The 23500-nt window shown below is 67.1% G+C and carries 24 protein-coding genes; 11 read left to right on the top strand and 13 right to left on the bottom strand.

Annotated features, from left to right (window positions below):
* Window positions 1-64: 64 nt before the first annotated feature.
* Entirely contained in the window at window positions 65-2152 is a 2088-nt protein-coding gene (gene tkt, locus AC24R4_RS19500; protein ID WP_400391526.1) for a transketolase, read from the bottom strand.
* A gap of 10 nt (window positions 2153-2162) precedes the next feature.
* On the opposite strand from tkt, the gene AC24R4_RS19495 reads away from it, so the two are divergent.
* From AC24R4_RS19495 to AC24R4_RS19475, 5 genes are all read left to right on the top strand, one after another.
* Window positions 2163-2615, top strand: coding sequence for a spermine/spermidine synthase domain-containing protein (locus tag AC24R4_RS19495; RefSeq protein WP_400391524.1), 453 nt, complete (start codon window positions 2163-2165; stop codon window positions 2613-2615).
* On the top strand, window positions 2531-3073 hold the full coding sequence (locus AC24R4_RS19490) for a spermine/spermidine synthase domain-containing protein (protein WP_400391522.1): 543 nt from the start codon (window positions 2531-2533) through the stop codon (window positions 3071-3073). Before AC24R4_RS19495 ends, AC24R4_RS19490 begins: the two co-directional genes overlap by 85 nt.
* Window positions 3074-3135: 62 nt before the next feature.
* Complete coding sequence (locus AC24R4_RS19485) at window positions 3136-3570, top strand: VOC family protein (RefSeq protein ID WP_400391520.1); 435 nt, start codon at window positions 3136-3138, stop codon at window positions 3568-3570.
* The gene (locus tag AC24R4_RS19480) at window positions 3570-4313 is read left to right on the top strand and encodes a 16S rRNA (uracil(1498)-N(3))-methyltransferase (protein WP_400391517.1); all 744 of its coding nucleotides are present in this window, start codon (window positions 3570-3572) and stop codon (window positions 4311-4313) included. Before AC24R4_RS19485 ends, AC24R4_RS19480 begins: the two co-directional genes overlap by 1 nt.
* Window positions 4314-4328: 15 nt before the next feature.
* Window positions 4329-4934: a YidB family protein gene (locus AC24R4_RS19475; protein ID WP_400391515.1), complete on the top strand. Its 606-nt coding sequence runs from the start codon at window positions 4329-4331 to the stop codon at window positions 4932-4934.
* Between the two features lie 88 nt (window positions 4935-5022).
* On the opposite strand, the gene AC24R4_RS19470 is transcribed toward AC24R4_RS19475, so the two are convergent.
* Both AC24R4_RS19470 and AC24R4_RS19465 read right to left on the bottom strand, forming a co-directional pair.
* Window positions 5023-5631 carry a barstar family protein gene (locus tag AC24R4_RS19470; protein ID WP_400391513.1) on the bottom strand — a complete coding sequence of 203 codons (609 nt, stop codon included), beginning with the start codon at window positions 5629-5631 and terminating at the stop codon, window positions 5023-5025.
* Complete coding sequence (locus tag AC24R4_RS19465) at window positions 5628-5975, bottom strand: guanyl-specific ribonuclease (protein ID WP_400391510.1); 348 nt, start codon at window positions 5973-5975, stop codon at window positions 5628-5630. The genes AC24R4_RS19470 and AC24R4_RS19465 overlap by 4 nt, the downstream gene beginning before the upstream one ends.
* A 113-nt stretch (window positions 5976-6088) precedes the next feature.
* Between AC24R4_RS19465 and AC24R4_RS19460 the strand changes: the two genes are divergently transcribed.
* Window positions 6089-6337: a hypothetical protein gene (locus AC24R4_RS19460; RefSeq protein WP_487523498.1), complete on the top strand. Its 249-nt coding sequence runs from the start codon at window positions 6089-6091 to the stop codon at window positions 6335-6337.
* Window positions 6338-6421: 84 nt separating this feature from the next.
* Here AC24R4_RS19460 and AC24R4_RS19455 read toward each other — a convergent pair whose 3' ends face one another.
* Window positions 6422-8746, bottom strand: coding sequence for an NADP-dependent malic enzyme (locus AC24R4_RS19455; protein WP_153947257.1), 2325 nt, complete (start codon window positions 8744-8746; stop codon window positions 6422-6424).
* A 234-nt stretch (window positions 8747-8980) separates the two neighbouring features.
* Between AC24R4_RS19455 and thiL the strand changes: the two genes are divergently transcribed.
* From thiL to AC24R4_RS19440, 3 genes are all read left to right on the top strand, one after another.
* Window positions 8981-9961: a thiamine-phosphate kinase gene (gene thiL / locus AC24R4_RS19450; protein ID WP_400391507.1), complete on the top strand. Its 981-nt coding sequence runs from the start codon at window positions 8981-8983 to the stop codon at window positions 9959-9961.
* 103 nt (window positions 9962-10064) lie between these two features.
* Window positions 10065-10646 carry a phosphatidylglycerophosphatase A family protein gene (locus AC24R4_RS19445; RefSeq protein WP_400391505.1) on the top strand — a complete coding sequence of 194 codons (582 nt, stop codon included), beginning with the start codon at window positions 10065-10067 and terminating at the stop codon, window positions 10644-10646.
* Window positions 10647-10706: 60 nt separating this feature from the next.
* Window positions 10707-11204: a CinA family protein gene (locus AC24R4_RS19440; RefSeq protein WP_153947254.1), complete on the top strand. Its 498-nt coding sequence runs from the start codon at window positions 10707-10709 to the stop codon at window positions 11202-11204.
* Window positions 11205-11567: 363 nt separating this feature from the next.
* Here AC24R4_RS19440 and pyrF read toward each other — a convergent pair whose 3' ends face one another.
* Window positions 11568-12386 carry an orotidine-5'-phosphate decarboxylase gene (pyrF, locus tag AC24R4_RS19435; RefSeq protein ID WP_153947253.1) on the bottom strand — a complete coding sequence of 273 codons (819 nt, stop codon included), beginning with the start codon at window positions 12384-12386 and terminating at the stop codon, window positions 11568-11570.
* 226 nt (window positions 12387-12612) lie between these two features.
* Between pyrF and AC24R4_RS19430 the strand changes: the two genes are divergently transcribed.
* Both AC24R4_RS19430 and corA read left to right on the top strand, forming a co-directional pair.
* Window positions 12613-13497, top strand: a complete 885-nt coding sequence (locus AC24R4_RS19430) for a DMT family transporter (RefSeq protein ID WP_400391502.1) — start codon at window positions 12613-12615, stop codon at window positions 13495-13497.
* A 475-nt stretch (window positions 13498-13972) separates the two neighbouring features.
* Window positions 13973-14935: a magnesium/cobalt transporter CorA gene (corA, locus tag AC24R4_RS19425; protein ID WP_400391499.1), complete on the top strand. Its 963-nt coding sequence runs from the start codon at window positions 13973-13975 to the stop codon at window positions 14933-14935.
* A 150-nt stretch (window positions 14936-15085) separates the two neighbouring features.
* Here the strand turns inward: corA and mtgA are convergent, their stop codons facing one another.
* The 8 genes from mtgA to mpl all read right to left on the bottom strand — a co-directional run bounded on the left by mtgA (window position 15086) and on the right by mpl (window position 23467).
* Window positions 15086-15787 carry a monofunctional biosynthetic peptidoglycan transglycosylase gene (mtgA, locus tag AC24R4_RS19420; RefSeq protein ID WP_400391538.1) on the bottom strand — a complete coding sequence of 234 codons (702 nt, stop codon included), beginning with the start codon at window positions 15785-15787 and terminating at the stop codon, window positions 15086-15088.
* Window positions 15788-15868: 81 nt separating this feature from the next.
* Complete coding sequence (gene aroE, locus AC24R4_RS19415; RefSeq protein ID WP_400391497.1) at window positions 15869-16747, bottom strand: shikimate dehydrogenase; 879 nt, start codon at window positions 16745-16747, stop codon at window positions 15869-15871.
* Window positions 16747-17682, bottom strand: coding sequence for an energy transducer TonB (locus tag AC24R4_RS19410; protein ID WP_400391495.1), 936 nt, complete (start codon window positions 17680-17682; stop codon window positions 16747-16749). Before AC24R4_RS19410 ends, aroE begins: the two co-directional genes overlap by 1 nt.
* A 120-nt stretch (window positions 17683-17802) precedes the next feature.
* Window positions 17803-19920, bottom strand: a complete 2118-nt coding sequence (locus tag AC24R4_RS19405; RefSeq protein WP_400391492.1) for a ribonuclease catalytic domain-containing protein — start codon at window positions 19918-19920, stop codon at window positions 17803-17805.
* Between the two features lie 166 nt (window positions 19921-20086).
* A complete protein-coding gene (fabG, locus tag AC24R4_RS19400; protein ID WP_400391489.1) occupies window positions 20087-20827 on the bottom strand; it encodes a 3-oxoacyl-ACP reductase FabG in 741 nt (246 codons plus the stop codon).
* Entirely contained in the window at window positions 20824-21474 is a 651-nt protein-coding gene (locus AC24R4_RS19395) for a chorismate--pyruvate lyase family protein (protein ID WP_400391486.1), read from the bottom strand. The genes fabG and AC24R4_RS19395 overlap by 4 nt, the downstream gene beginning before the upstream one ends.
* Window positions 21471-22070, bottom strand: a complete 600-nt coding sequence (locus AC24R4_RS19390) for a YqiA/YcfP family alpha/beta fold hydrolase (protein WP_400391484.1) — start codon at window positions 22068-22070, stop codon at window positions 21471-21473. Before AC24R4_RS19390 ends, AC24R4_RS19395 begins: the two co-directional genes overlap by 4 nt.
* Window positions 22071-22087: 17 nt before the next feature.
* Window positions 22088-23467, bottom strand: coding sequence for a UDP-N-acetylmuramate:L-alanyl-gamma-D-glutamyl-meso-diaminopimelate ligase (gene mpl / locus AC24R4_RS19385; RefSeq protein WP_400391481.1), 1380 nt, complete (start codon window positions 23465-23467; stop codon window positions 22088-22090).
* Window positions 23468-23500: the final 33 nt, after the last annotated feature.

The raw sequence follows: 23500 nt of genomic DNA, 5'->3' as shown, positions 1-23500 counted from the left end.
CGATAAAGCCGGTGGCCGGCGCCGGTCGCCGGCGCATCGCACCGGCTGACCGCGCGGGCGGAAATTACTGAGCGAGCGTGGCGCGAACCGTGTCGGCCACATTGTCCACCGTAAAGCCGAAGTGCTTGAACAGCACGCCAGCCGGAGCCGATTCGCCGAACGTGTCGATGCCGACGACCGCCTGGACCTGGTACTTCCACCAGAAATCGGTCACGCCGGCTTCCACGGCGATGCGCGGCACGCCGGCCGGCAGCACGCTGGCCTTGTAGGCGGCGTCCTGCTTGTCGAACACCGTCGTGGCGGGCACCGATACCACGCGCACATGCACGCCCTCGGCGGCCAGCGCATCGGCGGCGCCCACGGCCAGGCCCACTTCCGAGCCCGTGGCCAGGATCACGGCGTCCGGACGCCTGGTGCGCGGGTTCTTCGCATCGCGCAGCACGTAGCCGCCGCGCGCGATATTGGCACGCGTGACATCGTCGCGCTTCTGGAACGGCAGGTTCTGGCGGCTGAAGATCAGGCAGCTCGGGCCGTTCGTGCGGCGGATCGACTCGGCCCAGGCCACGGCCGTTTCGGTCGTGTCGGCGGTACGCCAGACGTCCATGTTCGGGATCAGGCGCAGGCTGGCCACATGCTCGATCGACTGGTGCGTCGGGCCGTCTTCGCCCAGGCCGATCGAATCGTGCGTGAACACGAACAGCGTGCGGATCTTCATCAGCGCGGCCATGCGCAGGGCATTGCGGCTGTAGTCCGAGAACGTCAGGAACGTGGCGCCGTAGGGCACGTAGCCGCCATGCAGCGTGATGCCGTTCATGATGGCGCTCATGCCGAATTCGCGCACACCATAGTTGATGTGGTTGCCCCATGCATCCACGCGCACGGCCTGGGTGCCCGACCAGTTGGTCAGGTTCGAGCCGGTCAGGTCGGCCGAGCCGCCCAGGAATTCCGGCAGCACGGGCGCGAACGCCTCGATGGTGTTCTGGCTGGCCTTGCGCGTGGCGATCGTCTCGGCCTTTTCCTCGCACTTGGCGATAAAGGCATCGACCGCGGCATCGAACGCGCCCGGCAGTTCACCGCGCATGCGGCGCTTGAATTCGCCGGCCTCATACGGATGCACTTCGGCGTAGGCGTCGAACAGCGCGTCCCAGGCCTTTTCCAGCGCGCTGCCGGTGGCCTTGGCGTTCCAGGCGTTGTACACGTCTTCCGGCAGTTCGAACGGGGCGTGGGCCCAGCCCAGCGCCTCGCGCGTGGCCAGCACTTCGGCGCCGCCCAGCGGGGCGCCGTGCACGTCGTGGCCGCCTTCCTTGTTCGGTGCGCCCTTGCCGATGATCGTGCGGCAGCAGATCAGCGTCGGCTTGTCGCTGGCCTTGGCCTGGGCGATGGCGTTGTCCACCGCCACCACGTCGTGGCCGTCCACGCCGCGGATCACGTTCCAGCCGTAGGCCTCGAAACGCTTGGGCGTGTCGTCGGCAAACCAGTGCACCACGTCGCCGTCGATCGAGATGCCGTTGTCATCCCACAGCGCGATCAGCTTGTTCAGCTTCAGCGTGCCGGCCAGCGAGCAGGCTTCGTGGCTGATGCCTTCCATCAGGCAGCCGTCGCCCATGAACACGTAGGTGTGATGGTTGACGATGTCGAAGCCCGGGCGGTTGAATTCCTCGGCCAGCAGGCGCTCGGCCAGTGCCATGCCCACCGCGTTGGTGATGCCCTGGCCCAGCGGGCCGGTGGTCGTTTCCACGCCCGGGGTGATGCCGTATTCCGGGTGGCCGGCGGTCTTGCTGTGCAGCTGGCGGAAGTTGCGCAGCTCTTCCACCGGCAGGTCGTAGCCGGTCAGGTGCAGCAAGGCATAAATCAGCATCGATCCGTGGCCGTTGGACAGCACGAAGCGGTCGCGGTCGGCCCAGTGCGGATTGACCGGGTTATGCTTCAGGTGCCGCCCCCACAGCGCCACGGCGATGTCCGCCATACCCATCGGCGCGCCGGGGTGACCGGAGTTGGCCTGCTGGACGGCATCCATGGCAAGCACGCGGATGGCATCGGCCATCAGCTTGACGGGTTGATTGGCAAAAGGACTGGTTGCGGGATGGGCGAGGGCAGACATGCGAGAACCTGACGGCGGGAAAACCGCAATTTTAGCAGAAGCAGGCGGCATTTCCGGACGCGTGGACGCACCGCGACGGGGGTCTCAGACGTGGACCGAATGGCTGGCGCCCGGTGTCGGCACCACGCTGTGCGATATCACTGTGCTGGCAGCGGCGCGCACGGCCCACCAGCAGGTGGAAATCGGCGAGAACGCGAAATTTGGCCGCATTTTTCGCCTGGATGGGCGCGTGATGAGCACCGAAGCCGACGCCCATATCCAGCATGAACTGATGACCGTGCCGATGGCCGCAGTGCACGGTTCGCCACGTAGCGCGCTGGTGGTGGGCGGCGGCGACGGCGGATCGGCGTTCGAGCTGCTGCGAATTCCCACCATGCGGGAAGTGGTAGTGGCCGAACTCGATGCCGAAGTCGTCCGCCTGGCGCGCGAATGGCTGCCCGGCATTCACCGTGGCGCCTGGACGAGCCGGGCGATCCGCGCCTGCACCTGGCCATTGGCGACGGGCTGGGCCTGATGGAAGCGTTTGCGCGGGCCGGCCGCCAGTTCGACCTGATCGTCTACGACCTGACCGAAGCCGACGACGGCAGCCCGGCAGCCGCCCTGTTCGCGCCGCACGGGCTGCAGACGGCACGGCGCTGCCTGAGCGCCGGCGGCGCGATGTCGCTGCACCTGGGTCCGCCCTGGCACCGGCCGGAGGCCACGCGGCTGCTGCTGGCGCGCCTGCGCCAGGTATTCCGGAACGTGGCGCCGCTGGCCACCTTCGTGCCGGCGTACGGGGCGCTGTGGGGAATCGCGCTGGCCAGCGATACGCTGGACATCGCGGCCTACCCGCCCGCGCGCATTGCGGCGCGCCTGCAACAGTGGGGGCTCGATGGCGCGCTGCGCGCCTACCACGCCGGGCTGCACCCGGCGCTGTTCCACCATCCACGCCATTTGCAGGCGATCTTCGACAGCGCAGGCCGTCCCGCGTAACATGCACAAACGCCCCGCCGCTGCCTTGCGCGCGGAGCTTTCGTGCCATCCGGGAGACCCGCATGTCCAGACCGCCCAACACGCCCTGGCTGACGCCCTATCTCACGGTCGCCAGCGGACGCGCCGCCCTTGATTTCTATCAAAGGGCCTTCGGCTTCAAAGCCGGGCATGTCGTCGATGAGAACGGCGTGCCGACCCACGCCGAAATGCACTACCAGGGCCAGATCGTCATCATGTTCGCGCCCGAGGGCGCCTGGGGCAGCACGGCCCGCACGCCGCGCTCCATGGGCGTGGAAGCGCCGCAGACGTTCTACCTGTATTGCGAGGATGTCGACGCGCTGTACGCACAGGCCACTGGCGCCGGGGCGACCAGCGTCATGCCGCCCGCCGACCAGTTCTGGGGCGACAGATACTGCATGGTCGAAGATCCCGATGGATACCGATGGGGCTTTGCCACGCCGCTGGCCAAGGCTCCGGACGCCAAACCCACCCCCTGATGCCTCCCAGATTCTTTGTCGATGCGGCGCTGGCCGCCGATGCCGTATTGGATTTGCCCGACGCCGTGGTGCGCCATGTGCAGGTGCTGCGCCTGGCCCCGGGCGACGCCGTCACGCTGTTCAACGGCCAGGGCGGCAGCCATGCCGCCACCCTCGCCGAGATCGGCAAGCGTCACGCCACCGCGCAGATTGGCGCGCATGACGCCGCCGATGCCGAAGCGCCGTTTGCGGTCACGCTGGCGCAAGGCCTGGCCGGCGGCGACAAGATGGACTGGCTGATCGAAAAGGCCGTGGAGCTGGGCGTGGCCGCCATCCAGCCGCTGCAGGCCGCCCGCTCGGTCGTGCGCCTGTCCGGCGATCGCGCGCTCAAGCGCCAGGCCCACTGGCAGGCGCTGGTGCAGGCCGCATGCGAACAATGTGGCCGCAATCGCTTGCCGCATCTGGCGCCGGTCACTACTTTTGAAGCGTGGCTGGCGGCAGCGCCCGCCACGGGCGCCCGGCTGCTGCTGTCGCCGCGTGCCACGGGGTCGCTGCCCGAGCTTGCCCAGGCGCATCGCGACGCCTGGCGTGCCGAAGGGGTGACACTGCTGATCGGCCCCGAGGGGGGCCTTTCCCCGGACGAAGAAGACGCCGCGCGGCGTGCCGGTTTTATCGGCGTGTCACTCGGGCCGCGCATCCTGCGCACGGAAACCGCCGGGCTGGCTTGCCTGGCAACGCTGAACGCCATCCTTGGCGGATTTTGAGATAAGGAGTCTGAGATGGGACTACTCGATAGCGTACTCGGGGGCGTGCTCGGCCAGCTTGGCGGCCAGCATCAGGAAGGCCAGTCCGGCGGCATGAATCCGAAGCTGATGATGGCCCTGGGCCTGCTGGCGATGCTGGCCATGCGGCACAAGAGCCAGGGTGCCGACGGCAGCGTGGCACCGGCCGATGCCGGCGACAATCCGCTGGGTGGCCTCGGCGGGCTGGGCGGCATGCTCGGCGGCATGCTGGGCGGTGGCAGCGCACGGGCCCCGGGCGGGCTCGATCTGGGTTCGCTGCTCGGTGGGCTGCTCGGCGGACAAGGCGAAGCCGGCGCATCGGCCCAGGCGATTGGCGCGGCCAGCGGCGGCATCGGCGCGCTGCGCGACATCCTGGCGCAGGCTGGACTGGGCCAGCAGGTGGACTCGTGGATCGGCACCGGCACCAATCAGGCCGTCAGCGCCAATGACCTGTCGGCGGCGCTGGGCCACACCGGCGCGCTGCAGTCGCTGGCGGAAACCACCGGCATGTCGTCGGACGATGTGGCCGCCAGTCTCAGCGAAGGCCTGCCCGAACTGATCGACCGCCTGACGCCGACCGGCCAGGTGCCGCCCGCAGCCTGACGCGTCGCCCGGCCGGGGACGCGCCGGCGCACAAACAAAAAGCCCGCTGACACCAGCGGGCTTTTTCGTGGGCGATTCGTTCGGACCGTCAGGCGAACGAGTAGAACACCCGGAACTGCACCTTGCGCTCGCTCCAGAACTCGGCGGCGTCGCGGAACACGTCCAGCAGCACTTCGCGGGCTTCCTTGTCGAACTTCTGGGCGATCGGCAGGCCTTCGAGCACGATCACGAAGCCCGGCTGCGGCCCCGCCTTGCAGATCATGTCGGTCAGGCAGTCGGACAAGGCATCGAAATTCTTGCCGAAATGCTTCGGAAACGTGAACTCGGTGGCGATGCGCTCAAGAATCTCGGCCTTGCTCGCGCAGTCGGCACAGTTCGCGTACAGGAAATGCTGATTCAGCGCGGCGGCTGCCTGGGCCAGCTCGGGCACGCGGAATGCGCGGATCGACTGGACGATGTTAGGGCGCACCGTCTTGAACAGATTCATGGCTCCCTCGTTGGTGCCGTCGTCAGCCCATGTGGCCATGACAGGGGCACAGGCGGGCGGAAGTCGGGGCGTCAGATCCTGGCGCGGCATCATCAGCACGTTGTCGTAAAGGTTCTGGGCCTGATGGTGAGCCCGTTGCCAGCCATCTCCGGCGCCGCGCTCCTCGCGGGCGGCAAGGGCGTCGCCCAATCCGAAAATGTCAGTCATCATTTGGTTATCCGTTTGAAACTGTTGTAGTGGTCTTCCGTGTAGTAGCAGTCGTTGGCGGCGCGTTGATCACCACCGCAAACTATCCGCTTGGCTCCCCGATTCCGGCTTTTGCTGTTCTTGACGGTGTATTCGCGGTAATACCCGCGAGGCTGCTGCGGCAGGATGCGTTCGTAGTTGCCGAACCGCGAACCATCCTTGTCATACGGAAACGGGCCGCCGGCCTCTATCAGGTCCAGCGTTTGCCGCGCCTCGTTGGGCAACTGCTGTGCCGGGATGGTTCCCACCCCGGACACGTCGGGCGACTGCCTTGCCATCGCGCCTTGCGGCGACAGGGTCAGCGCCATCGATAGCGCCGCGCCAGCCAACACGTGGCCCAGGCTTCGCGCCAGACTCAGGGACTGCCAATGTGACTGCCGCTGCGACTGGCTTTGAGAAATCCGGGAACCCACGATAGTGAATGAATCGTTGGCGAAAGTTGATGGCGGGTCGTTCCGGCATCGCCTGTCATTCCGGCATCGCCTCGGTCTCTTTTCGGACCCAAAGCCGCTACCGGCACGCCCAGGCGAGCGTCCGCATTCAAAGGCGTAAGGTTACGCGCAAGTCCATCATTAATCAATCCCTGCGCCCCGGCGGCCCGAATTTCCTCAATTGTTTCAACATGTTATTGATATGTGTGCGCATACTAACCGCGCAGCCGGCAATTTGACGCGGGCATGAAAAAGCCGGGCGAACCCGGCTCTTGCACCACATGGCTCCGGCGGCCGGACCTGGCCGCCGATAAAACGGCCGATCAGACCTTGGCGGCGGCGTCCACCACCACCAGCGCCGTCATGTTGACGATACGGCGCACGGTGGCCGACGGCGTCAGGATGTGAACCGGCGCCTTCACGCCCAGCAGGATCGGACCGATGGCCACGTTGTTGCCGGCCGCCACCTTGAGCAGGTTGTACGAAATGTTGGCCGCGTCGATGTTCGGGCAGACCAGCAGGTTGGCTTCGCCCTTGAGCGAGCCGTCCGGCACCAGCGAATCGCGCAGCTTTTGATCCAGCGCGCTGTCGCCGTGCATTTCGCCGTCGACTTCCAGTTCCGGGGCGCGCTCGCGCAGGATGGCCAGCGTTTCGCGCATCTTGCGGGCCGACGGGGCTTCCGACGTACCGAAGTTCGAGTGGGACAGCAGGCCAACCTTGGGCTCGATGCCGAAGCGTTTCAGTTCCTCGGCGGCCATCAGCGTGATCTCGGCCAGCTCGGCGGCGGTCGGATCGATATTGACGTGCGTGTCCACCAGGAAGATCTGGCGGCCCGGCAGCACCAGGCCGTTCATCGCGGCGTAGACGCAGTTGGTGCCGCCCAGCACCTGGTCGATGTAGCGCAGGTGCGCCGCAGTCGTGCTGACCGTGCCGCAGATCATGCCGTCGGCCTCGCCCCGCTTGACCAGCATCGCGCCGATCAGCGTGGTGCGGCGGCGCATTTCCAGCTTGGCGTACTGCTGCGTGATGCCTTCACGGGCCATCATGCGGTAGTAGGCGTCCGAATAGTCGCGGAAGCGGTCGTCGTGCTCGGGGTTGACCACGGTGAAGTCCACACCCATGCGCAGGCGCAGGCCGAAGCGTTCGATGCGGTGCGACAGCACGGCCGGACGGCCGATCAGGATCGGGTTGGCCAGCTTTTCGTCGACGATCACCTGCACGGCACGCAGCACGCGCTCTTCTTCGCCCTCGGCAAAGACGATGCGCTTCTTTTCCATCTCCACCTTGCGCGCGGCCGCGTAGATCGGCTTCATCAGCGTGCCCGAGTGGTAGACGAACTGCTGCAGCTGCAGGCGGTAGGCGTCCATGTCCTCGATCGGACGCGCGGCCACGCCCGACTTGGCGGCGGCTTCGGCCACGGCCGGTGCGATCTTGACGATCAGGCGCGGATCGAACGGCTTCGGGATCAGGTATTCGGGGCCGAACGACAGGTCCTGGATACCGTAGGCCGAGGCCACGATATCGCTCTGTTCCTGGCGCGCCAGCTCCGCCACGGCATTGGCGGCGGCGATTTCCATTTCCCGCGTGATCGTGGTGGCGCCGCAATCGAGTGCGCCACGGAAGATGAACGGGAAGCAGAGAACGTTGTTGACCTGGTTCGGGTAGTCGGTGCGGCCCGTGGCCATCACGGCGTCCGGACGGATTTCCTTGACCAGTTCCGGCATGATTTCCGGATTCGGGTTGGCCAGCGCCAGCACCAGCGGCTTGTCGGCCATCTTCTGCACCATCTCGGGCTTCAGCACGCCGGCGGCGGACAGGCCCAGGAAGATGTCTGCGTCGTCGATGACTTCGCCCAGGCGGCGCTTGTCGGTCTTCTGCGCGAAGCGTGCCTTTTCCGGGTCCATCAGCTCGGTACGGCCTTCGTAGACCACACCGGCCAGGTCCGTCACCCAGATGTTCTCGATGGGCAGGCCCAGGTCGACGAGCAGGTCCAGGCAGGCCAGCGCCGCGGCGCCAGCGCCCGAGGCCACCAGCTTGACCTTCGAGATGTCCTTGCCCACCACCTTCAGGCCGTTGATCACGGCGGCGCCCACCACGATGGCGGTACCGTGCTGATCGTCGTGGAAGACGGGAATCTTCATCCGTTCGCGCAGCTTGCGCTCCACGTAGAAGCACTCCGGCGCCTTGATGTCTTCCAGGTTGATCCCGCCGAACGTCGGCTCCAGCGACGCGATGATGTCAACCAGCTTTTCGGGGTCCGTCTCGTCGATTTCGATGTCGAAGACGTCGATACCGGCGAACTTCTTGAACAGGCCGGCCTTGCCTTCCATCACCGGCTTGGACGCTGCGGCGCCGATATTGCCCAGGCCCAGCACGGCGGTGCCGTTGGTGATCACGGCCACGAGGTTGCCCCGGGCGGTGTAACGGAACGAATCGGCCGGGTTGGCGACGATTTCCTCGCACGCGGCGGCCACGCCCGGCGAATAGGCCAGGGCCAGGTCGCGCTGGTTCGACAGCGGCTTGGTCGGGGTGACGGAAATCTTGCCGGGGGTCGGAAACTCGTGATATTCGAGTGCGGCCTTGCGCAGCGCCTCACGCTGCTGCTGTTTCAGATCGTCTTGGGACGGGGACTGCTGAGGGCTTGTCATCTGCGCATCTTCCGATCGGTGGAGCCGCACTGAATAACGCTGGGAGATCAAGGGCCGGCTCCACGAACCCGTCGTCTCCGCTTGTACGCGCTTAAGATTTGCACGCTTAAGGATGGCGCATTTTATATTGTGAAAAACTATTTCACAATGGGCGTTTTGCGCGGGGCACCTTTGCGTTTCGGTACAATATGCCGCATGCCGATGGGCTTGACCAGCCGGTATGCTCCCCACCTGATGCCAGATCCCACGCCCGCTTCCCTGTCCGAATTCGACCTGATTCGCCGATTCTTCACGCGCCCCGTCCGCAAGGCCGCGCTGGGGGTGGGCGATGACTGCGCGCTGATCGACGCCCGGCCGGGCCATCAGCTTGCCATCAGCACCGACATGCTGGTCAGCGGCCGTCACTTCTTTCCGGACGTGCCGCCGCGCTCGCTGGGGCACAAGGCGCTGGCCGTGAACCTGTCGGACCTGGCCGCGATGGGCGCCGAACCGCGCGCGTTCACGCTGGCGCTGGCGTTGCCCGAGGCCGATCCCGCCTGGCTCGAAGCGTTTGCGGGCGGCATGCTCGCCTTGGCCGACGACCACGGTTGCGAGCTGATCGGCGGCGATACCACCAAGGGGCCTCTGACGCTGTCGATCACCGTGTTTGGCGACGTGCCGCCGCGCCAGGCCCTGCGCCGCGACGCCGCACGCCCCGGCGACGACATCTGGATCTCCGGCACGCTGGGCGATGCCCGGCTGGCCCTGGGCGACTGCCGCGGCGAGTGGCTGCTGCCCGAACCCGATTTCTCGGTGATCCGCCCGCGCATGGATACGCCGACACCGCGCGTGGCGCTGGGCATGGCCTTGCGTGGCGTGGCGCATGCTGCACTGGATATATCCGACGGCCTGATCGGCGATCTGGGCCATATTCTGGCGCGCTCGTCGGTCGGCGCCATCCTGGACGTCGATGCGCTGCCCCGCTCCGAGATTCTCGGTGCGCAGCCGCTGGCGCTGCAGCGCGAATGCGTGCTGGCCGGCGGCGACGACTACGAGCTCTGCTTCACCGCCCCGGCGGGCCATCGCGAGGCCATCGCCGCCATCGGCCGGCAACTCGGCCTGCCGCTCACCCGTGCCGGTTCGATCACATCGGAAGCCGGCCTGCGCCTCGTCGATGGCCAGGGCGACCCGTTCGCCTTTACGGGTGCGTCATTCGATCATTTCAGCGCCCCGTGACACTTCGCACGCAAGCCGTGTCATGATGCCAGGCATGCGCGCAACAGGGAGAACTGCACGCTTGCGCGCCATATATCACTAGAAAAGTCGAGCCAGGTTCTTGATGTCCGCTTATCCCCCCGGGGCCGCGCCGCGCGATCCCGCCAATCCTGCCGAGCCCGTCACGCTGGACGCCGGCCAGACCGCCAAGGTCATGCGCCCGACCGCCCGCTTCATGTTCGGCCATCCCGCCCGCCTGATTGCGCTGGGCTTTGGCTCCGGCCTGTCGCCGGTGAGTCCGGGCACGGTCGGCACGCTGTATGGCTGGCTGTCGTACGTCGTGATCTCGATGTGGATCGCGCCGAACACGTGGCTGTGGATCATTGCCGGCGGATTCCTGGTCGGCATCTGGGCCTGCCTGCGTACCGCGCGCGACATGGGCGTGTACGACCACGGCAGCATGGTCTGGGACGAGATCGTCGCCTTCTGGCTGGTGCTGGTGTTTGTCATGCCCACCGGCTTCTGGGGCCAGTTCGCGGCCTTCCTGTGGTTCCGCTTCTTCGATATCGTCAAGCCGGCGCCGATCCGGTACTACGACCGCACGCTCAAGGGGCCCGGTTTCACCGGCGCGTTCGGCGTGATGTTCGACGATATCTTCGCGGCGTTCTATACGCTGCTCGTCTTCGCCCTGTGGCGCTCGTTCTGAGCGCCCGCGCCTTTTCATCGCGTCTTCATCACTGCATCAGGATCTCGGGGAACCGTCGCCATGTCCGTCAGCCGCCTGCTCGACCAGCTTGCCATCCAGGCCGGAGCCGTCCTTGCGGAACGTTCGCTCATGCTGGCCACCGCAGAGTCCTGCACGGGCGGGCTGGTGGCGGCGGCCATCACCGATGTGTCGGGGTCGTCGGGCTGGTTCGAGCGGGGCTTCGTGACCTACTCGAACGAAGCCAAGACCACCATGATCGGCGTGCCCGCCAAACTGATCCGCGACCACGGCGCGGTCAGCGAGGAGGTGGCCCATGCCATGGCCGAGGGTGCGCTGCTGAACAGCCGCGCACAGGTGTCGCTGTCGATCACCGGCGTGGCCGGGCCGAACGGCGGCTCGCCCGAAAAGCCGGTGGGCATGGTCTGCTTCGGCTGGAGCAACCGCATCACCACCCGCACAGAGACCCAGCGATTCAAGGGCGACCGCGCCCAGATCCGCCGCCAGGCGGCCGAGCACGCGATGCGCGGGCTGATCGAACTGATCCGGAACGAGGAATAGGTATAGGGAAGGCGTAGGGCCCGGGGGAGAGGGCCAGGCGGGCCGGATTGAGATACGTCGGCAAGCAGAGGCTCGACGCCCTCTCCCCCAGCCCCTCTCCCGCCATGCGGGAGAGGGGAGCAACCGCCGGCCTTATCCATCTTGCGTCAACGCATCAGCCGTGGCGATACCGGTTGATCGTCAAGGGAAGGCGTGGGTTTCTCCCCTCTCCCATGCAATGGGAGAGGGGCCGGGGGAGAGGGCCAGGCGGGCCGGATTGAGATACGTCGGCAAGCAGAGCCTCGACGCCCTCTCCCCCAACCCCTCTCCCGCCATGCGGGAGAGGGGAGCAACCGCCGGCCTTATCCATCTTGCGTCAACGCGTCAGCCGTGGCGATACCGGTTGATCGTCTCGCGCGTCTGCAGCGCCACGTTGCGGGCGGCGGCGGCAAAATCCTTCTCGCGGCTGGCGTACAGGATGGCGCGCGACGAATTGATCATCATGCCGGTGCCATCGGCCGTGCGGCCCGCCTTCACGGTGGCCTCGATGTCGCCGCCCTGGGCGCCGATGCCCGGAATCAGCAGCGGCATGTCGCCCACGATCTGGCGCACCTTGGCGATTTCGTTCGGGAACGTCGCGCCCACCACCAGGCCCATCTGGCCATTGGTGTTCCAGCGTTCGCGCGCGGCTTCGGCCACCACCTGGTACAGCGGCTTGCCGTCTACCTGCAGGAACTGCACGTCCGAACCGCCCGGGTTCGACGTGCGGCACAGCACGATCACGCCACGGCCAGGATGTGCCAGGTACGGCGACATCGAATCGAAGCCCATGTACGGGCTGACGGTCACCGCGTCGGCCTTGTAGCGATCGAACGCCTCGATGGCGTAATGCTCGGCCGTCGAGCCGATGTCCCCGCGCTTGGCGTCCAGAATCACTGGAATCCCGGGATGGGCGTCGTGGATGTACTCGATCAGCTGCTCGAGTTGGTCTTCGGCGCGCTGGGAGTGGAAATAGGCAATCTGCGGCTTGAAGGCGCAGACCAGATCGGCCGTGGCGTCGACGATTTCGCGACAGAACGAAAAGATCGCCCCGCCGGTGCCGGTCATCGACAGCGGCAGCTTGGCCGGGTCCGGATCGAGCCCGACGCACAGCAGGGAATCGTTTCGCTGCCACGCATTGGACAGCAACTCGGTAAAGGTCATGGGATGCTCGGTATTCGGGTGAAGCCGGCGGCCCGGCTGCGTTCGACAGTCTTCACAGCATAACGCGGGTCGGCGCCGGCCGGTTGGCGCGGCGGGGCGAACAAGGCATCCCGCGGCCCAACATATGGCGTGGGCGGCATTCTACCTGCTGGCGTGATATTGTCTGGAGCTTCCGCCAGAAAAGAGCGACCCCGTCACATCAGGCCGCCGCCCCCTTCCCTGCGCCATGCACCTCGACCGCCGCGGTCTCGTCCTGCTCGTCATCCTGACCATCGCCTGGGGCCTGAACTGGCCGATCATGAAGGTCGGCGTCGCCCACTTCCCGGCCATGGGATTCCGGCTGCTGTGCATGGCCGGCGGGCTGGTGGCGCTGGGCCTGGCCCTGAGGCTGCGCGGCGATTCGCTGCGGGTGCCGCGCCAGGCCTGGGCCACGGTGGTCAAGCTGGCCATCCCGAACATGGTGATCTGGCATTTGTTCGCCATCTGCGCGGTCAAGATGCTGTCGTCGGGCCGGGCGGCCATCCTGGGCTACACCATGCCGATCTGGGCCGTGGTCTGGGGCCTGGTGGTCTTCCGCGAGCGGATTGCGCTATCGGCCTGGATCGGCATCGGCTGCGCGCTGACCGGCACCGTGCTCCTGCTGTCGGGCGAGATCGCCGCGCTGACCGGCGGCCCGGCCGGCACGCTGCTGATGCTGGTGGCGGCCGCCGGCTGGGGCTTCGGCACCCAGCTGATGAAGCGCACCCCGACCGATGTGCCGATCGGCGCGCTGACCTTCTGGATGCTGGCCGTCACGCTGCCGTTCCTGGGCGTCGGATCGCTGCTGTTCGAGACCGGCTGGCGCATGCCCACCGGCATCGAATGGGCCGCCATCGCCTACAACGCCGTGGTGGTCTTCGCGTACTGCCACCTGGTCTGGTTCGCGCTGGCGCGCAGCCTGCCGCCCGTGGTGTCCAGCCTGTCGATCATGTTCATTCCCGTGGTGGGCGTGTTCTCGGGCATGTGGCTGCTGGGCGAGACGCCGCACTGGCAGGACTACGCGGCCATCGTGCTGATGTTCGCGGCGCTGTCGTCCGTGATGCTGGCCCCGCTGCTGCGGCGGCGCCTGTGAGCAACACCGGCGCAGAGATTTCGCTTAACAAGCCCCCCCGCGTTGGATTACACTCGCGGCCATCAGAATCCCGGAGAAACTACGTGGGCAGTAGCATCGGGGGTTCGGGTTGTAGCGGCCAGGCCGCGTCATCGCCGGATGCCATGTCACTGCGGGCTGCGTAACGCCGATCCGCGCGGGGCCATTGCCCTGCTCGTCGCCGTACTTGCCCGCAGACACCTGCGGGTGAGTGTGTCTTTCCGTTTCTCCTGCGGTCGCCTGCCGGCCGCCGCGCGCTGCGGATCTTCCCCCTCCCCCGGCTTGCCAGCCAGATACAGGCAACAGGCAAACGTCATCGCCTTGCAACGGACCGGCAGCCGCCGTCCGCGCGCAGCGCGATCACGCTTGCCGGCCGCCCCATGGTCGCTTTGCTGGCGATGCCTTGCCTGCGCCTGTTTCCGGACAAACGCGCAATCAGTAACAAGGAATCCAAGGGATGATCAATCTGTTCGTCCTGCAGAAAGGTCGGCTCGCCCAGGAGCAGGTCGACGAGCGCAATGAGCTGCTGCAGCACAAGCCCATCTGGATCGACGTGGTCAGCCCCGACGACGAAGAGCTGGCGTGGATCAAGGAAGCCTACGGCGTCGTCCTGCCGGAACTCGAAGACCTCGGTGACCTGGAGGCATCGGCGCGTTATTTCGAGGGCGAGGACGAGAACATCCATATCCGCACCGACTTCCTGCTGGCGGAAGACGAGGCGTCGCGCAACGTGCGCGTGGCGTTCGTGCTCACGCGCGACGTCCTGTTCTCGATCCACGACGAAGACCTGCCCGTGTTCCGCCTGGTACGGCTGCGCGCCCGGATGCGGCCCGGATCGGTGCGCAACGCCAAGGACGTGCTGATGGACCTCTACGCGACCGACGCCGAGTATTCGGCCGATTCGATCGAGGAGATCTACGAGCGGCTGGAAGAAGCCAGCCGCCGCGTGCTGGCCGAGAACGTGACCGATGCCGCCGCCGCCGACGTGCTGGAGACCATCGCCCGCGAGGAAGACTTGAACGGCCGCATCCGCCGCAACGTCATGGACACGCGCCGGGCGGTGTCGTTCCTGATGCGCAGCCAGCTATTGTCGGCCGAGCAGCAGGACGAGGCACGCCAGATCCTGCGCGACATCGATTCGATCGAGAACCACACCGCGTTCCTGTTCGACAAGATCAACTTCCTGATGGACGCCACGGTCGGTTTCATCAACATCAACCAGAACAAGATCATCAAGCTGTTCTCGGTGGTGTCGGTGGCGCTGATGCCGCCCACGCTGATCGCCAGCGTCTACGGCATGAACTTCAAGCTGATGCCGGAACTGGACTGGGCCATCGGCTACCCGTGGGCCATCGCGCTGATGGCGGTCTCGGCGGCCATCCCGCTGGTGTATTTCAAGCGCAAGGGCTGGTTGAGCTGAGGCCGTGTATTCCTCCCCTCTCCCGCGTGCGGGAGAGGGGTTGGGGGAGAGGGCTCGGCGGTTCTGCTTGCCGACCTGTCGCAATTTGAACGGCAAGGCCCTCTCCCCCGCCCCTCTCCCATGCCATGGGAGAGGGGAGAAAAACAGGTGTCAATCCGGCAATGTCGCCGCGCCCATGCGTCGCGCGATGATCGATGCCTTGACGCGGAAATTGACGCGCACGTTGGCGCAGTATTCCTTCTTGTCGAAGCACTTCGGCGCCGGCAGCGCCGCCGCCAGCCGTGCGGCCTGGCCCACGGTCAGCTTCGCGGCCGAGGTGTGGAAGTAGTGCTGCGCGGCCGCCTCGATGCCGAACACCCCCTCGCCCCACTCCACCGAGTTCAGGTAGATCTCGAAAATCCGCTGCTTGTCGAGCCAGAATTCGAGCATCCACGTGATGGCCAGCTCCTGGCCCTTACGCACGTAGTATTGCTCCGAAGACAGGAACAGGTTCTTGGCCAGCTGCTGGGTAATCGTAGAACCGCCACGTTCGATATGGCCGCGCTTCTTGTTGCGCTCCCAGGCGTCCAGCATCGCGTCGAGTTCGTAGCCCGGATGGTTGACGAAGTCGGCATCCTCGCTGGCAATCACTGCCCGCTTGATATTGCGCGACATCTGGTCATAGCCCACCCACTTGTGGTCGATCGCGCAGCTCCAGAAGTTGAAGCCGCACAGGCGCCAGCCTTCGGCGCGCATGAACGACGTGGATGACGGATTCAGGTATTGCCAGGCGGCAATCTGCAGGAAGAAGTACAACTGCAGCGCCAGCACGCCAAGGATCAGACACTCGCCCAGATAGCCCACCCAGCGCAGCGGATTGGCCGCGCCCGATGCCCTGGACGGTGCGCGCGCGGCGCCGCTTCGCTGGCGTGCCAAGTCGGCTCCGCGCGCGGATCAGCGGGTCGCTTCGGCCTGCAGCGCGGCGCGCAGCTCGGCCAGGACCGGGGCGGTGTTCGGACGCACGCCGCGCCAGTTGTAGAACGCCTCGGCGGCCTGCTCCACCAGCATGCCCAGGCCGTCCGACGTGCGGGCGCCGCATTTGGCCGCATAGGCCAGGAACACGGTCGGCCTGGCGCCGTACATCATGTCGTAGGCCAGCACGCCTTCGCCCAGCAGGTATTCCGGCACCGGCGGCAGTTCGCCCTGCAGGCTGCTGGCCGATGCGTTGATGACCACGTCGCAGGCTTCGTCCTCGGACAGCGCGCTCAGCGCGTCCAGACCGCCCGCCCACAGTTCCACGCCGTACTGGTCGGCCGCTTCCACGAACTGCTCGACCACGTCGCTGGCCTTCTGCGCCGTGCGGTTGGCCACCACGATCCGCGCAGGGCGGCATTCGATCAGCGGCAGCAGCGCGCCCATGGCCGCGCCCCCGGCGCCCAGCACCAGGATGCGCTTGTCTTCCAGCAGCACGTCGAGGTTGTCCTGGATGTCGCGCACCAGGCCCACGCCGTCGGTGTTGTCGCCATGGATCAGCCCGTCCTCGATCCACATCGTGTTGACCGCGCCGGCGGCTTCCGCGCGCGGCGTCAGGCGGTCCGCCAGGTCATAGGCCTCGAGCTTGAACGGCGTGGTCACGTTGAAGCCATGGCCGCCGTCGGCCAGGAACCTGCGCACGGTGTCGGCAAACGCGTCGAGCGGCGCCTCCAGGCGATCGTACTGGATGGCTTCGCCGGTCTGGCGCGAAAACGCGGCATGGATGGCCGGCGAGCGGCTGTGCGATACGGGGTTGCCCACCACGACATAGCGGTCGGCGGATTGCTGTTCTGCGGTCATCAGCGTCCTTGCAGGCGGACGTCGAGCCCGCTGCGCGTGAACTTGAAAGTGGAAATGACTTCGAGGATGTCCTGCTTCGCCTGCATCTCGGCCGTGAAGGCGCCGAACGGTGCAGCGGCACGGACAATGGCCACGGCCTGGCGGTCCAGCGCGGGGTCCCCCGAGCTCTTGGCCACGTCGATCGCCTCGACGTTGTAGCCGTCGCGGTTGTAGCCCAGCTTGCCCTGGCGGTTCACGTTGATCACCAGGATCAGCTGGCCATAGAGCGGCTTGCCGTTCTTCTGCGGGAAGTCGCTCGTGCCGCGCGCCTCGATCTTGCGGCGCAGGCGGTCGTAATACTGGGCATAGTCCACCCCCTGGGCACTGGTGGCCGTCAGCTGCATGCGCTTGGGCCGCTTGGCGTAGTGCTCCAGGTTGCGGCCGATCTCGGCTTCGAGCTTGGCCATCTCGTCGGTGGAGGTGCGGTCGTCCTGCCCGCGCGTCGGGGTTTCGGTGCGCTGCTCGCCCGGCTTCACCGGCTGGCTGCGCACGGACGGCGCGGCCATACGGGCTTGCGTCATCAGGCGGCGCTGCTCTTCTTCAAGCTCCTGGAGCCGGCGCTGCGTGAGCCTGACGAGGTCGCCTTCCTTCGATTCGGTCTGCGCCGGCAGCGGCGTGGTGGCACGCTGGGCATCGTGGTCGCCGCCGCCGTCGAGGTTGGCCTGCGCCAGCACGGTCGGGTTGCGCGGCTTCTCGGCGGACTTCGCGTTCACCAGCACCACGTCCAGCTGCGGATCGGAACGCTTGATCTCGAACACCTCCGGCGCGGCGATCCGCACCATCAGCAGCACCGCGTGGATGGCCACGGACACGACAAGCGCCTTGACCAGCGTGTTGCTGGATTGCCACCGGTCGCGCAGGTGCACGTGGCGGGGAGCAGGGAGAACGGCGTTCACGATGGGTCAGGAACCTGGGCGGTCGGAATGGGGGCTCGCTCGAAAGCCGGCCACCCCACGGCGGAGGGGGGGCCGGAACCGACTCCGATTGTACGGGAGCCGCCCCGTTTACCGAAGGACTCAGGCGGGGGGGTTGGTGCCGGTGTCGCGTGGCGCCGACGCATCGTCGCCATCCTGGCCGGGCGCCGGACTGGCACCCTCCTCCGCCGCGGCTTCCGTGGCATCCTCGGCAGCCGCTTCGGCCGCGGCCTCGGCGGACACCTCGGCCAGGTCGTCGTCGCCCTCGTCGCTGTCGCCTTCGAGCTCTTCCTCGGGCACCTCGCCCTCACCGGCGAAGATTTCCAGCACGCGGCACGACACATCGAGCGAAATCTCGTCGGTCGACGCGATTTCCAGCAGCACCTGGGTGCCGCGGTTGGCCTGCGCCAGTTCCGGCACGCGCGTCACCAGCGGAATCTCGGTGAAGCGCACCGCGCCGTCCTTGAGCACGGTGGCCATCAGCTTGTCGCGGCCTTCCTGGGCCAGCCAGCGCAGGCACCAGTAGCGTTCCATGGTCGACTGGTGGTCGGCATAGGCGGCATAGGTGCCTTCGAAATCGGCCACGGCCGCCAGCAGGTCGGCGTCCTTGGGCTTGAACGGCGCCACCAGCTTGGCGGTGACGCCATGCTGGGCCACCGCCAGGATCTGCCACTGGTTGACCAGGTCAACATAGCGCCGCAGCGGCGAGGTGCTCCACGCGTACTGCGCCACGCCCAGGCCCTCGTGCGGCGCCGGATAGGTCTGCATGCGCGTGCGGTGCATGCCCCAGGCCTTCTGCGTGCGATAGATGCCCGGCACGCCGTGATCGGCCAGCAGCTTGCCCCACGTGCTGTTGGCCAGGATCATCAGCTCGGCCACGATCTTGTCCAGCGGCGACCCACGGCGGCGCTGCTCGATGCGCACCCGCTCGCCGCCGTTCGCCAGGGGGTCGATATAGAAATTGAAGTCCGCGCGGTTGTGCGCTTCCGGACGCAGGCCGCTGGCCAGACGCGCCTTCTGGCGCTCGTCATGCAGGTGGTTGGCCAGCCGGAACAGCTCGGTCAGCGCCTCGCGGAACGGGTAGTCGCCCGTGCCGGCCGCCAGTGCCTGCTCGGTCACCACGTCTTCCAGCAGGTTGTGACGCAGGTTGGCGGCAATCGGCACCAGTTCGGCACGCGTTTCGCTGCCGAGGATGGTCACGCCGTCGATACCGTCCATGTCCACCGTCACATAGAGCGACACGGCCGGACAGGTGCGGCCTTCCTGCAGCGTGTATTTGTCCACCACGCTGTCGGGCAGCATCGTGATCTTGTCGCCCGGGAAATACACGGTGGACAGCCGCTGGCGCGCGATGGCGTCGAGCGGCTCGCCGCGCTTGAAACCCAGCGCCGGCGCCGCGATGTGGATGCCGACCCGCAGCTTGCCGTCGGGCATGCGCGTCACCGACAGCGCATCGTCGATTTCCGTCGTCGTGACATCGTCGATCGAGAATGCCTGGACGTCGGCCACGGGCAGGTCGCCGGCCGGATCGGGCACGTCCACGTCGGGGAAGCCGGTGCCTTTCGGGAAGCAGTCGGCCAGGAACTTGGCCTCGTGCAGCGCGCGCGGGCTTTCCACGCCGCCCACCGCCACCATCAGCCGCATCGGCGTCATGCCCAGCGCGGTGCAGGCGGCATCCATGGCCTTGAATTCAAGGCTGTTCTTGTCCGGCTTGAACAGCAGCTGCAGCACCTTGCCGCGGAACGCGTCGGGCAGCTTGCGCGCCTTGAGCTGTGCCTCGTACTCGGCCTGCACCAGCAGTTGCTGCTTCTTGCGCTCCACCGCGGCCAGCGCGGCCTTGAGCTGGTCTTCCGGGGCGCGCATGTAGCGGCCGCGGCCCTTGCGGCGGAAATAGACCGGATTGCCATGCAGCGCCATGGCCAGCGCGGCCTGCTGCACGGCGCCGGCATCGGCACCGTAGTACTCGGCAGCCAGCTCGCCGAAGCCGAATTCCTCGGCCGGCGCGCATTCCCAGAGGAAGTCGAGATCGATCTCGGCGGTCAGTTCGCCGGTTTGCCGCACCATTTCGATCGCCGTTGGCTGGGCAAACTGCAGCAGCACGTCCTTGGCCTTGACCTTGGTGCGCTTGCCCGCAGGCAGCTCGACCTGGTAGGCCTCGCCCTGTTGGGCGAGCACGGTGCCGGCGCGAATCTCGCCGCCTTCTTCGAACAGCAACTGCATGGATCGGTACTTTCAGAAGTGCCGGGACAGGCGCGCGCGATGTGCGCTGCAACGCGCAAAACACGGCCTGTCCGGACGGGTATACGACCCGGGATGATACCGCACCCCGCCTTGCGGCAACGGCGGCACACCCCGGGTCAGAAACGACTGGCCGGGGCCTTGCGGGTCAGAGCGACATGCCGCCGCTGGCCTCGATCGTCGTGCCGTTCACATAACTGGCATCGTCGCTGGCCAGGAACGCGTAGATGGCGGCGATCTCCGCCGGCTCGGCCAGGCGGCGCATCCAGCAGTGTTCCTTCATGCCGTCCAGCACCTTTTCCGGCACGCTCTGCAGGATCTCGGTGTTCACGAAACCGGGGCACACCGCGTTCACGCGCACGCCCTTCGGGCCCAGTTCGCGCGCCCAGGTCTTGGTGAAGCCGATCACGCCGAACTTGCTGGCCGCGTAGTTGGTCTGGCCGAAATTGCCGTACAGGCCGACCACGCTCGACGCGTTCAGGATCACCCCCTTGCCCTGCTCGGTCATCACGGCGGCCACGGCCTGGGCGCAATGGAACACGCCCTTCAGATTGACGTCGATCACGGCGTCGAACTGCGCTTCGGTCATTTTGGCCAGCCGCGCGTCCTTGGTGATGCCGGCGTTGTTGACCAGGATGTCGATGCGGCCATGGCGCGCCAGCGTGGCGGCGACCACGCCATCCACCTGGTCGCGGCTGGTCACGTCGATCTTGTGCGCGTCGACGCTGGCGCCCGTGGCGGCCAGGCGGTCGGCGGCCTCGCGCACACGCGTTTCGTTCACATCGCAAAGCACCAGCTTTGCACCCTCGGCGGCAAATCGCTCCGCCGTGGCAAACCCGATACCGGCAGCTGCGCCGGTGATGATGGCGACCCGTCCTTGCAGTTTCATGATGCTTGTCTCTCTTCCTTGCTGTGTGTGTCGATACGGCGGGGCAGTCTGGTGCCGCCCGCGCCAATGTTGGCAGGCGCCGCCCGCACCAGCAGGTCTGGCAGAAAGACCTCTGTCACGAGCATGGCGCCGCCGCCGCGCCGGAATACCGAGCGCCGCGCGGGCAGCATCGGCACCGACGCAAACGCCGGCAATACCCGCTGCAGCGCCTGGCGCAGCGGGTGGTGGATCGATAGCCGCGCGAACTGGAACGGCTCGCGCCGCACGCGCGGGTCCACGAACAGCGCGCCGCCCAACGGACGGTTGCCCAGCCCGCGCAGGAACGGCCAGTCGCGGCGCGCCCGGTAGGGATCGACGATGGTATGGGCGAAGACCGCCGGCACTTCGTCGCAGATGAGCAGCACTTCGCGCGTGATGGCCGGTACGGGGCGCATCAGGCCCAGCGCCTGCCATTCGTCGGCAAACGGCAACTGGGGCGCCTGCGCCAGCCGTTGCACGCGGAAGCGCGACGATGCCGACATCAACCGGGCGGTCAGCGACCCCTCGCCGGCAATCCAGCGGCGCTGGTTCAGCGGAATCGCCGCGTCATGCGGCAGATGGGCGTGCCAGGCGGCGCGCAGGCCTTTGAGGCCGCTCGCGCCCGTCATACCTTGCGTTTTCCGCCCGGCCCATAGCCGCAGAAGGCCAGGACATCGTCGACGTAGTCGCCGAATTCGCTGATGCCGTGATCGCTGCCTTCGATGATGCGGATATGGGCGCCCGGGCAGGCCGCGACCATCTCGCGATAGTCCAGCACCTCGTCCCCGGTGGCGGCCAGCAGGTAGTAGCGGTCGGGCCGCGTGATGGTGTCCACGCGCAGCGCCAGCAGTTCCTGCAGATGTTCGGGCCGCACCACGACCGAGCCGCCGCCGTGGTACAGCGGCTGCTCGCCCAGGTATCTCTCCAGATCGGTCCACGGATGGATGGCCGGATTCAGCAGCACGGCACGGCAGCCGTGCTTTTCGGCCAGCCAGCGCGCGTAGAAGCCGCCAAGCGACGACCCGACGATGGCGATATCGGTCTCGCCGCCCGCGCGGGCGCCACGGATGGCGGCCTCGGCCTGGGCGATCGCCTCGGACGGCGACACGTTGAGCATCGGGCAGGCGAAATACTTCTCCAGGCCCCAGGCGCGCATCCGGTCCTGCACCAGCCGCGACTTCATCGACTGCGGCGAGGACCGGAAACCGTGCAGGTACAGCAGCATGTGATGTCCTGCCGTGGTCAGGCGCGGGCCTTGATGGCGTCGAGCAGTTTCTGGTGGACGCCGCCGAAACCGCCGTTGCTCATCACCAGCACCTGGTCGCCGGGCCGCGCGGCGGCGGTGACCGCCGCGACCAGCGCGCCCAGGTCGTCGAAGGCGGCGGCCCGGTCGCCCAGCGGCGCCAGGGCCTCGCCCAGGCTCCAGCCCAGGGCGTCCTTGCCAGCCGGCGCGCCGTAGCCGAACACCAGGTCGGCGGCTTGCAGGCTGGCCGGCAGCTGGGCAGCCATCACGCCCAGCTTCATCGTATTGGAACGCGGCTCCAGCACGGCCAGGATGCGGGCGTTGCCCACGCGGCGGCGCAGGCCATCGAGCGTGGTCTGGATGGCGGTGGGGTGATGCGCGAAATCGTCATAGACCGTGACATCGTTGGCCACGCCCCGCACTTCCATGCGGCGCTTGACGTTGGCAAAGCGGCCCAGCGACTCGATGGCCTGGGCCGGCGGCACGCCCACGTGGCGCGCGGCGGCAATCGCGGCAATCGCGTTCATGCGGTTGTGCGTGCCCTGCAGATCCCAGACGACCGTGCCTTGCAGTGCCTCGCGGAAGTACACGTCGAAGGCGTCCTTGCCGGCCGGCGCGGCCGTGCGGGCATCGCCCTCGCGCCAGTCGCCCATGCCGAACTGCTCCACCTCGCTCCAGCAGCCGCGCTCCAGCACGCGGGCCAGCGCCGGCTCGTTGCCGTTGACGACCAGGCGGCCCTGACCCGGCACCGTACGCACCAGATGGTGGAATTGCGTCTCGATCGCCGCCAGATCGGGGAAGATGTCGGCGTGATCGTATTCCAGATTGTTCAGGATGGCCGTGCGCGGGCGGTAGTGGACGAACTTGCTGCGCTTGTCGAAGAAGGCGGTGTCGTATTCGTCGGCTTCGATGACAAAGAAGTCCGATTCCGTCAGCCGGGCCGAGATGCCGAAGTTCTGCGGCACCCCGCCCACCAGGAAACCGGGGTTGTAGCCGGCATCCTCGAGCAGCCAGGACAGCATCGACGTGGTGGTGGTCTTGCCATGCGTGCCGGCCACGGCCAGCGTCCACTTGCCGTTCAGCACGTGCTCGCCCAGCCATTGCGGGCCCGACACGTACGGCAGGTTGCGGTCCAGGATGGCTTCCATCAGCGGGTTGCCGCGCGACACCACGTTGCCGATCACGTACAGGTCGGGGTTCAGCGACAGTTGCTCCGGATCGAATCCTTCGATCAGGTCGATGCCCTGGGCTTCGAGCTGGGTGCTCATCGGCGGATAGACGTTGGCGTCGCAGCCGGTCACGCGGTGACCCGCCTGGCGCGCCAGGACCGCAAGGCCGCCCATGAACGTACCGCAGATGCCAAGGATATGAATATGCATGGGAGCTTCGGGAATGCGTGGGGCCGCGGCGGC

The sequence above is a fragment of the Cupriavidus sp. CER-90 genome (assembly GCF_057652055.1).
Note: the sequence above shows the minus strand (reverse complement) of the source record. Positions and strands in the feature narration are given on the sequence as shown.

Coding starts and splice junctions, on each gene's coding strand:
- tkt (WP_400391526.1), bottom strand. CDS start 2,152: ATGCCGCCTGCTTCTGCTAAAATTGCGGTTTTCCCGCCGTCAGGTTCT.
- AC24R4_RS19490 (WP_400391522.1), top strand. CDS start 2,531: ATGGCTGCCCGGCATTCACCGTGGCGCCTGGACGAGCCGGGCGATCCG.
- AC24R4_RS19485 (WP_400391520.1), top strand. CDS start 3,136: ATGTCCAGACCGCCCAACACGCCCTGGCTGACGCCCTATCTCACGGTC.
- AC24R4_RS19480 (WP_400391517.1), top strand. CDS start 3,570: ATGCCTCCCAGATTCTTTGTCGATGCGGCGCTGGCCGCCGATGCCGTA.
- AC24R4_RS19475 (WP_400391515.1), top strand. CDS start 4,329: ATGGGACTACTCGATAGCGTACTCGGGGGCGTGCTCGGCCAGCTTGGC.
- AC24R4_RS19470 (WP_400391513.1), bottom strand. CDS start 5,631: ATGATGACTGACATTTTCGGATTGGGCGACGCCCTTGCCGCCCGCGAG.
- AC24R4_RS19465 (WP_400391510.1), bottom strand. CDS start 5,975: ATGGCGCTGACCCTGTCGCCGCAAGGCGCGATGGCAAGGCAGTCGCCC.
- AC24R4_RS19460 (WP_487523498.1), top strand. CDS start 6,089: ATGAATCGTTGGCGAAAGTTGATGGCGGGTCGTTCCGGCATCGCCTGT.
- AC24R4_RS19455 (WP_153947257.1), bottom strand. CDS start 8,746: ATGACAAGCCCTCAGCAGTCCCCGTCCCAAGACGATCTGAAACAGCAG.
- thiL (WP_400391507.1), top strand. CDS start 8,981: ATGCCAGATCCCACGCCCGCTTCCCTGTCCGAATTCGACCTGATTCGC.
- AC24R4_RS19445 (WP_400391505.1), top strand. CDS start 10,065: ATGTCCGCTTATCCCCCCGGGGCCGCGCCGCGCGATCCCGCCAATCCT.
- AC24R4_RS19440 (WP_153947254.1), top strand. CDS start 10,707: ATGTCCGTCAGCCGCCTGCTCGACCAGCTTGCCATCCAGGCCGGAGCC.
- pyrF (WP_153947253.1), bottom strand. CDS start 12,386: ATGACCTTTACCGAGTTGCTGTCCAATGCGTGGCAGCGAAACGATTCC.
- AC24R4_RS19430 (WP_400391502.1), top strand. CDS start 12,613: ATGCACCTCGACCGCCGCGGTCTCGTCCTGCTCGTCATCCTGACCATC.
- corA (WP_400391499.1), top strand. CDS start 13,973: ATGATCAATCTGTTCGTCCTGCAGAAAGGTCGGCTCGCCCAGGAGCAG.
- aroE (WP_400391497.1), bottom strand. CDS start 16,747: ATGACCGCAGAACAGCAATCCGCCGACCGCTATGTCGTGGTGGGCAAC.
- AC24R4_RS19405 (WP_400391492.1), bottom strand. CDS start 19,920: ATGCAGTTGCTGTTCGAAGAAGGCGGCGAGATTCGCGCCGGCACCGTG.
- fabG (WP_400391489.1), bottom strand. CDS start 20,827: ATGAAACTGCAAGGACGGGTCGCCATCATCACCGGCGCAGCTGCCGGT.
- AC24R4_RS19395 (WP_400391486.1), bottom strand. CDS start 21,474: ATGACGGGCGCGAGCGGCCTCAAAGGCCTGCGCGCCGCCTGGCACGCC.
- AC24R4_RS19390 (WP_400391484.1), bottom strand. CDS start 22,070: ATGCTGCTGTACCTGCACGGTTTCCGGTCCTCGCCGCAGTCGATGAAG.
- mpl (WP_400391481.1), bottom strand. CDS start 23,467: ATGCATATTCATATCCTTGGCATCTGCGGTACGTTCATGGGCGGCCTT.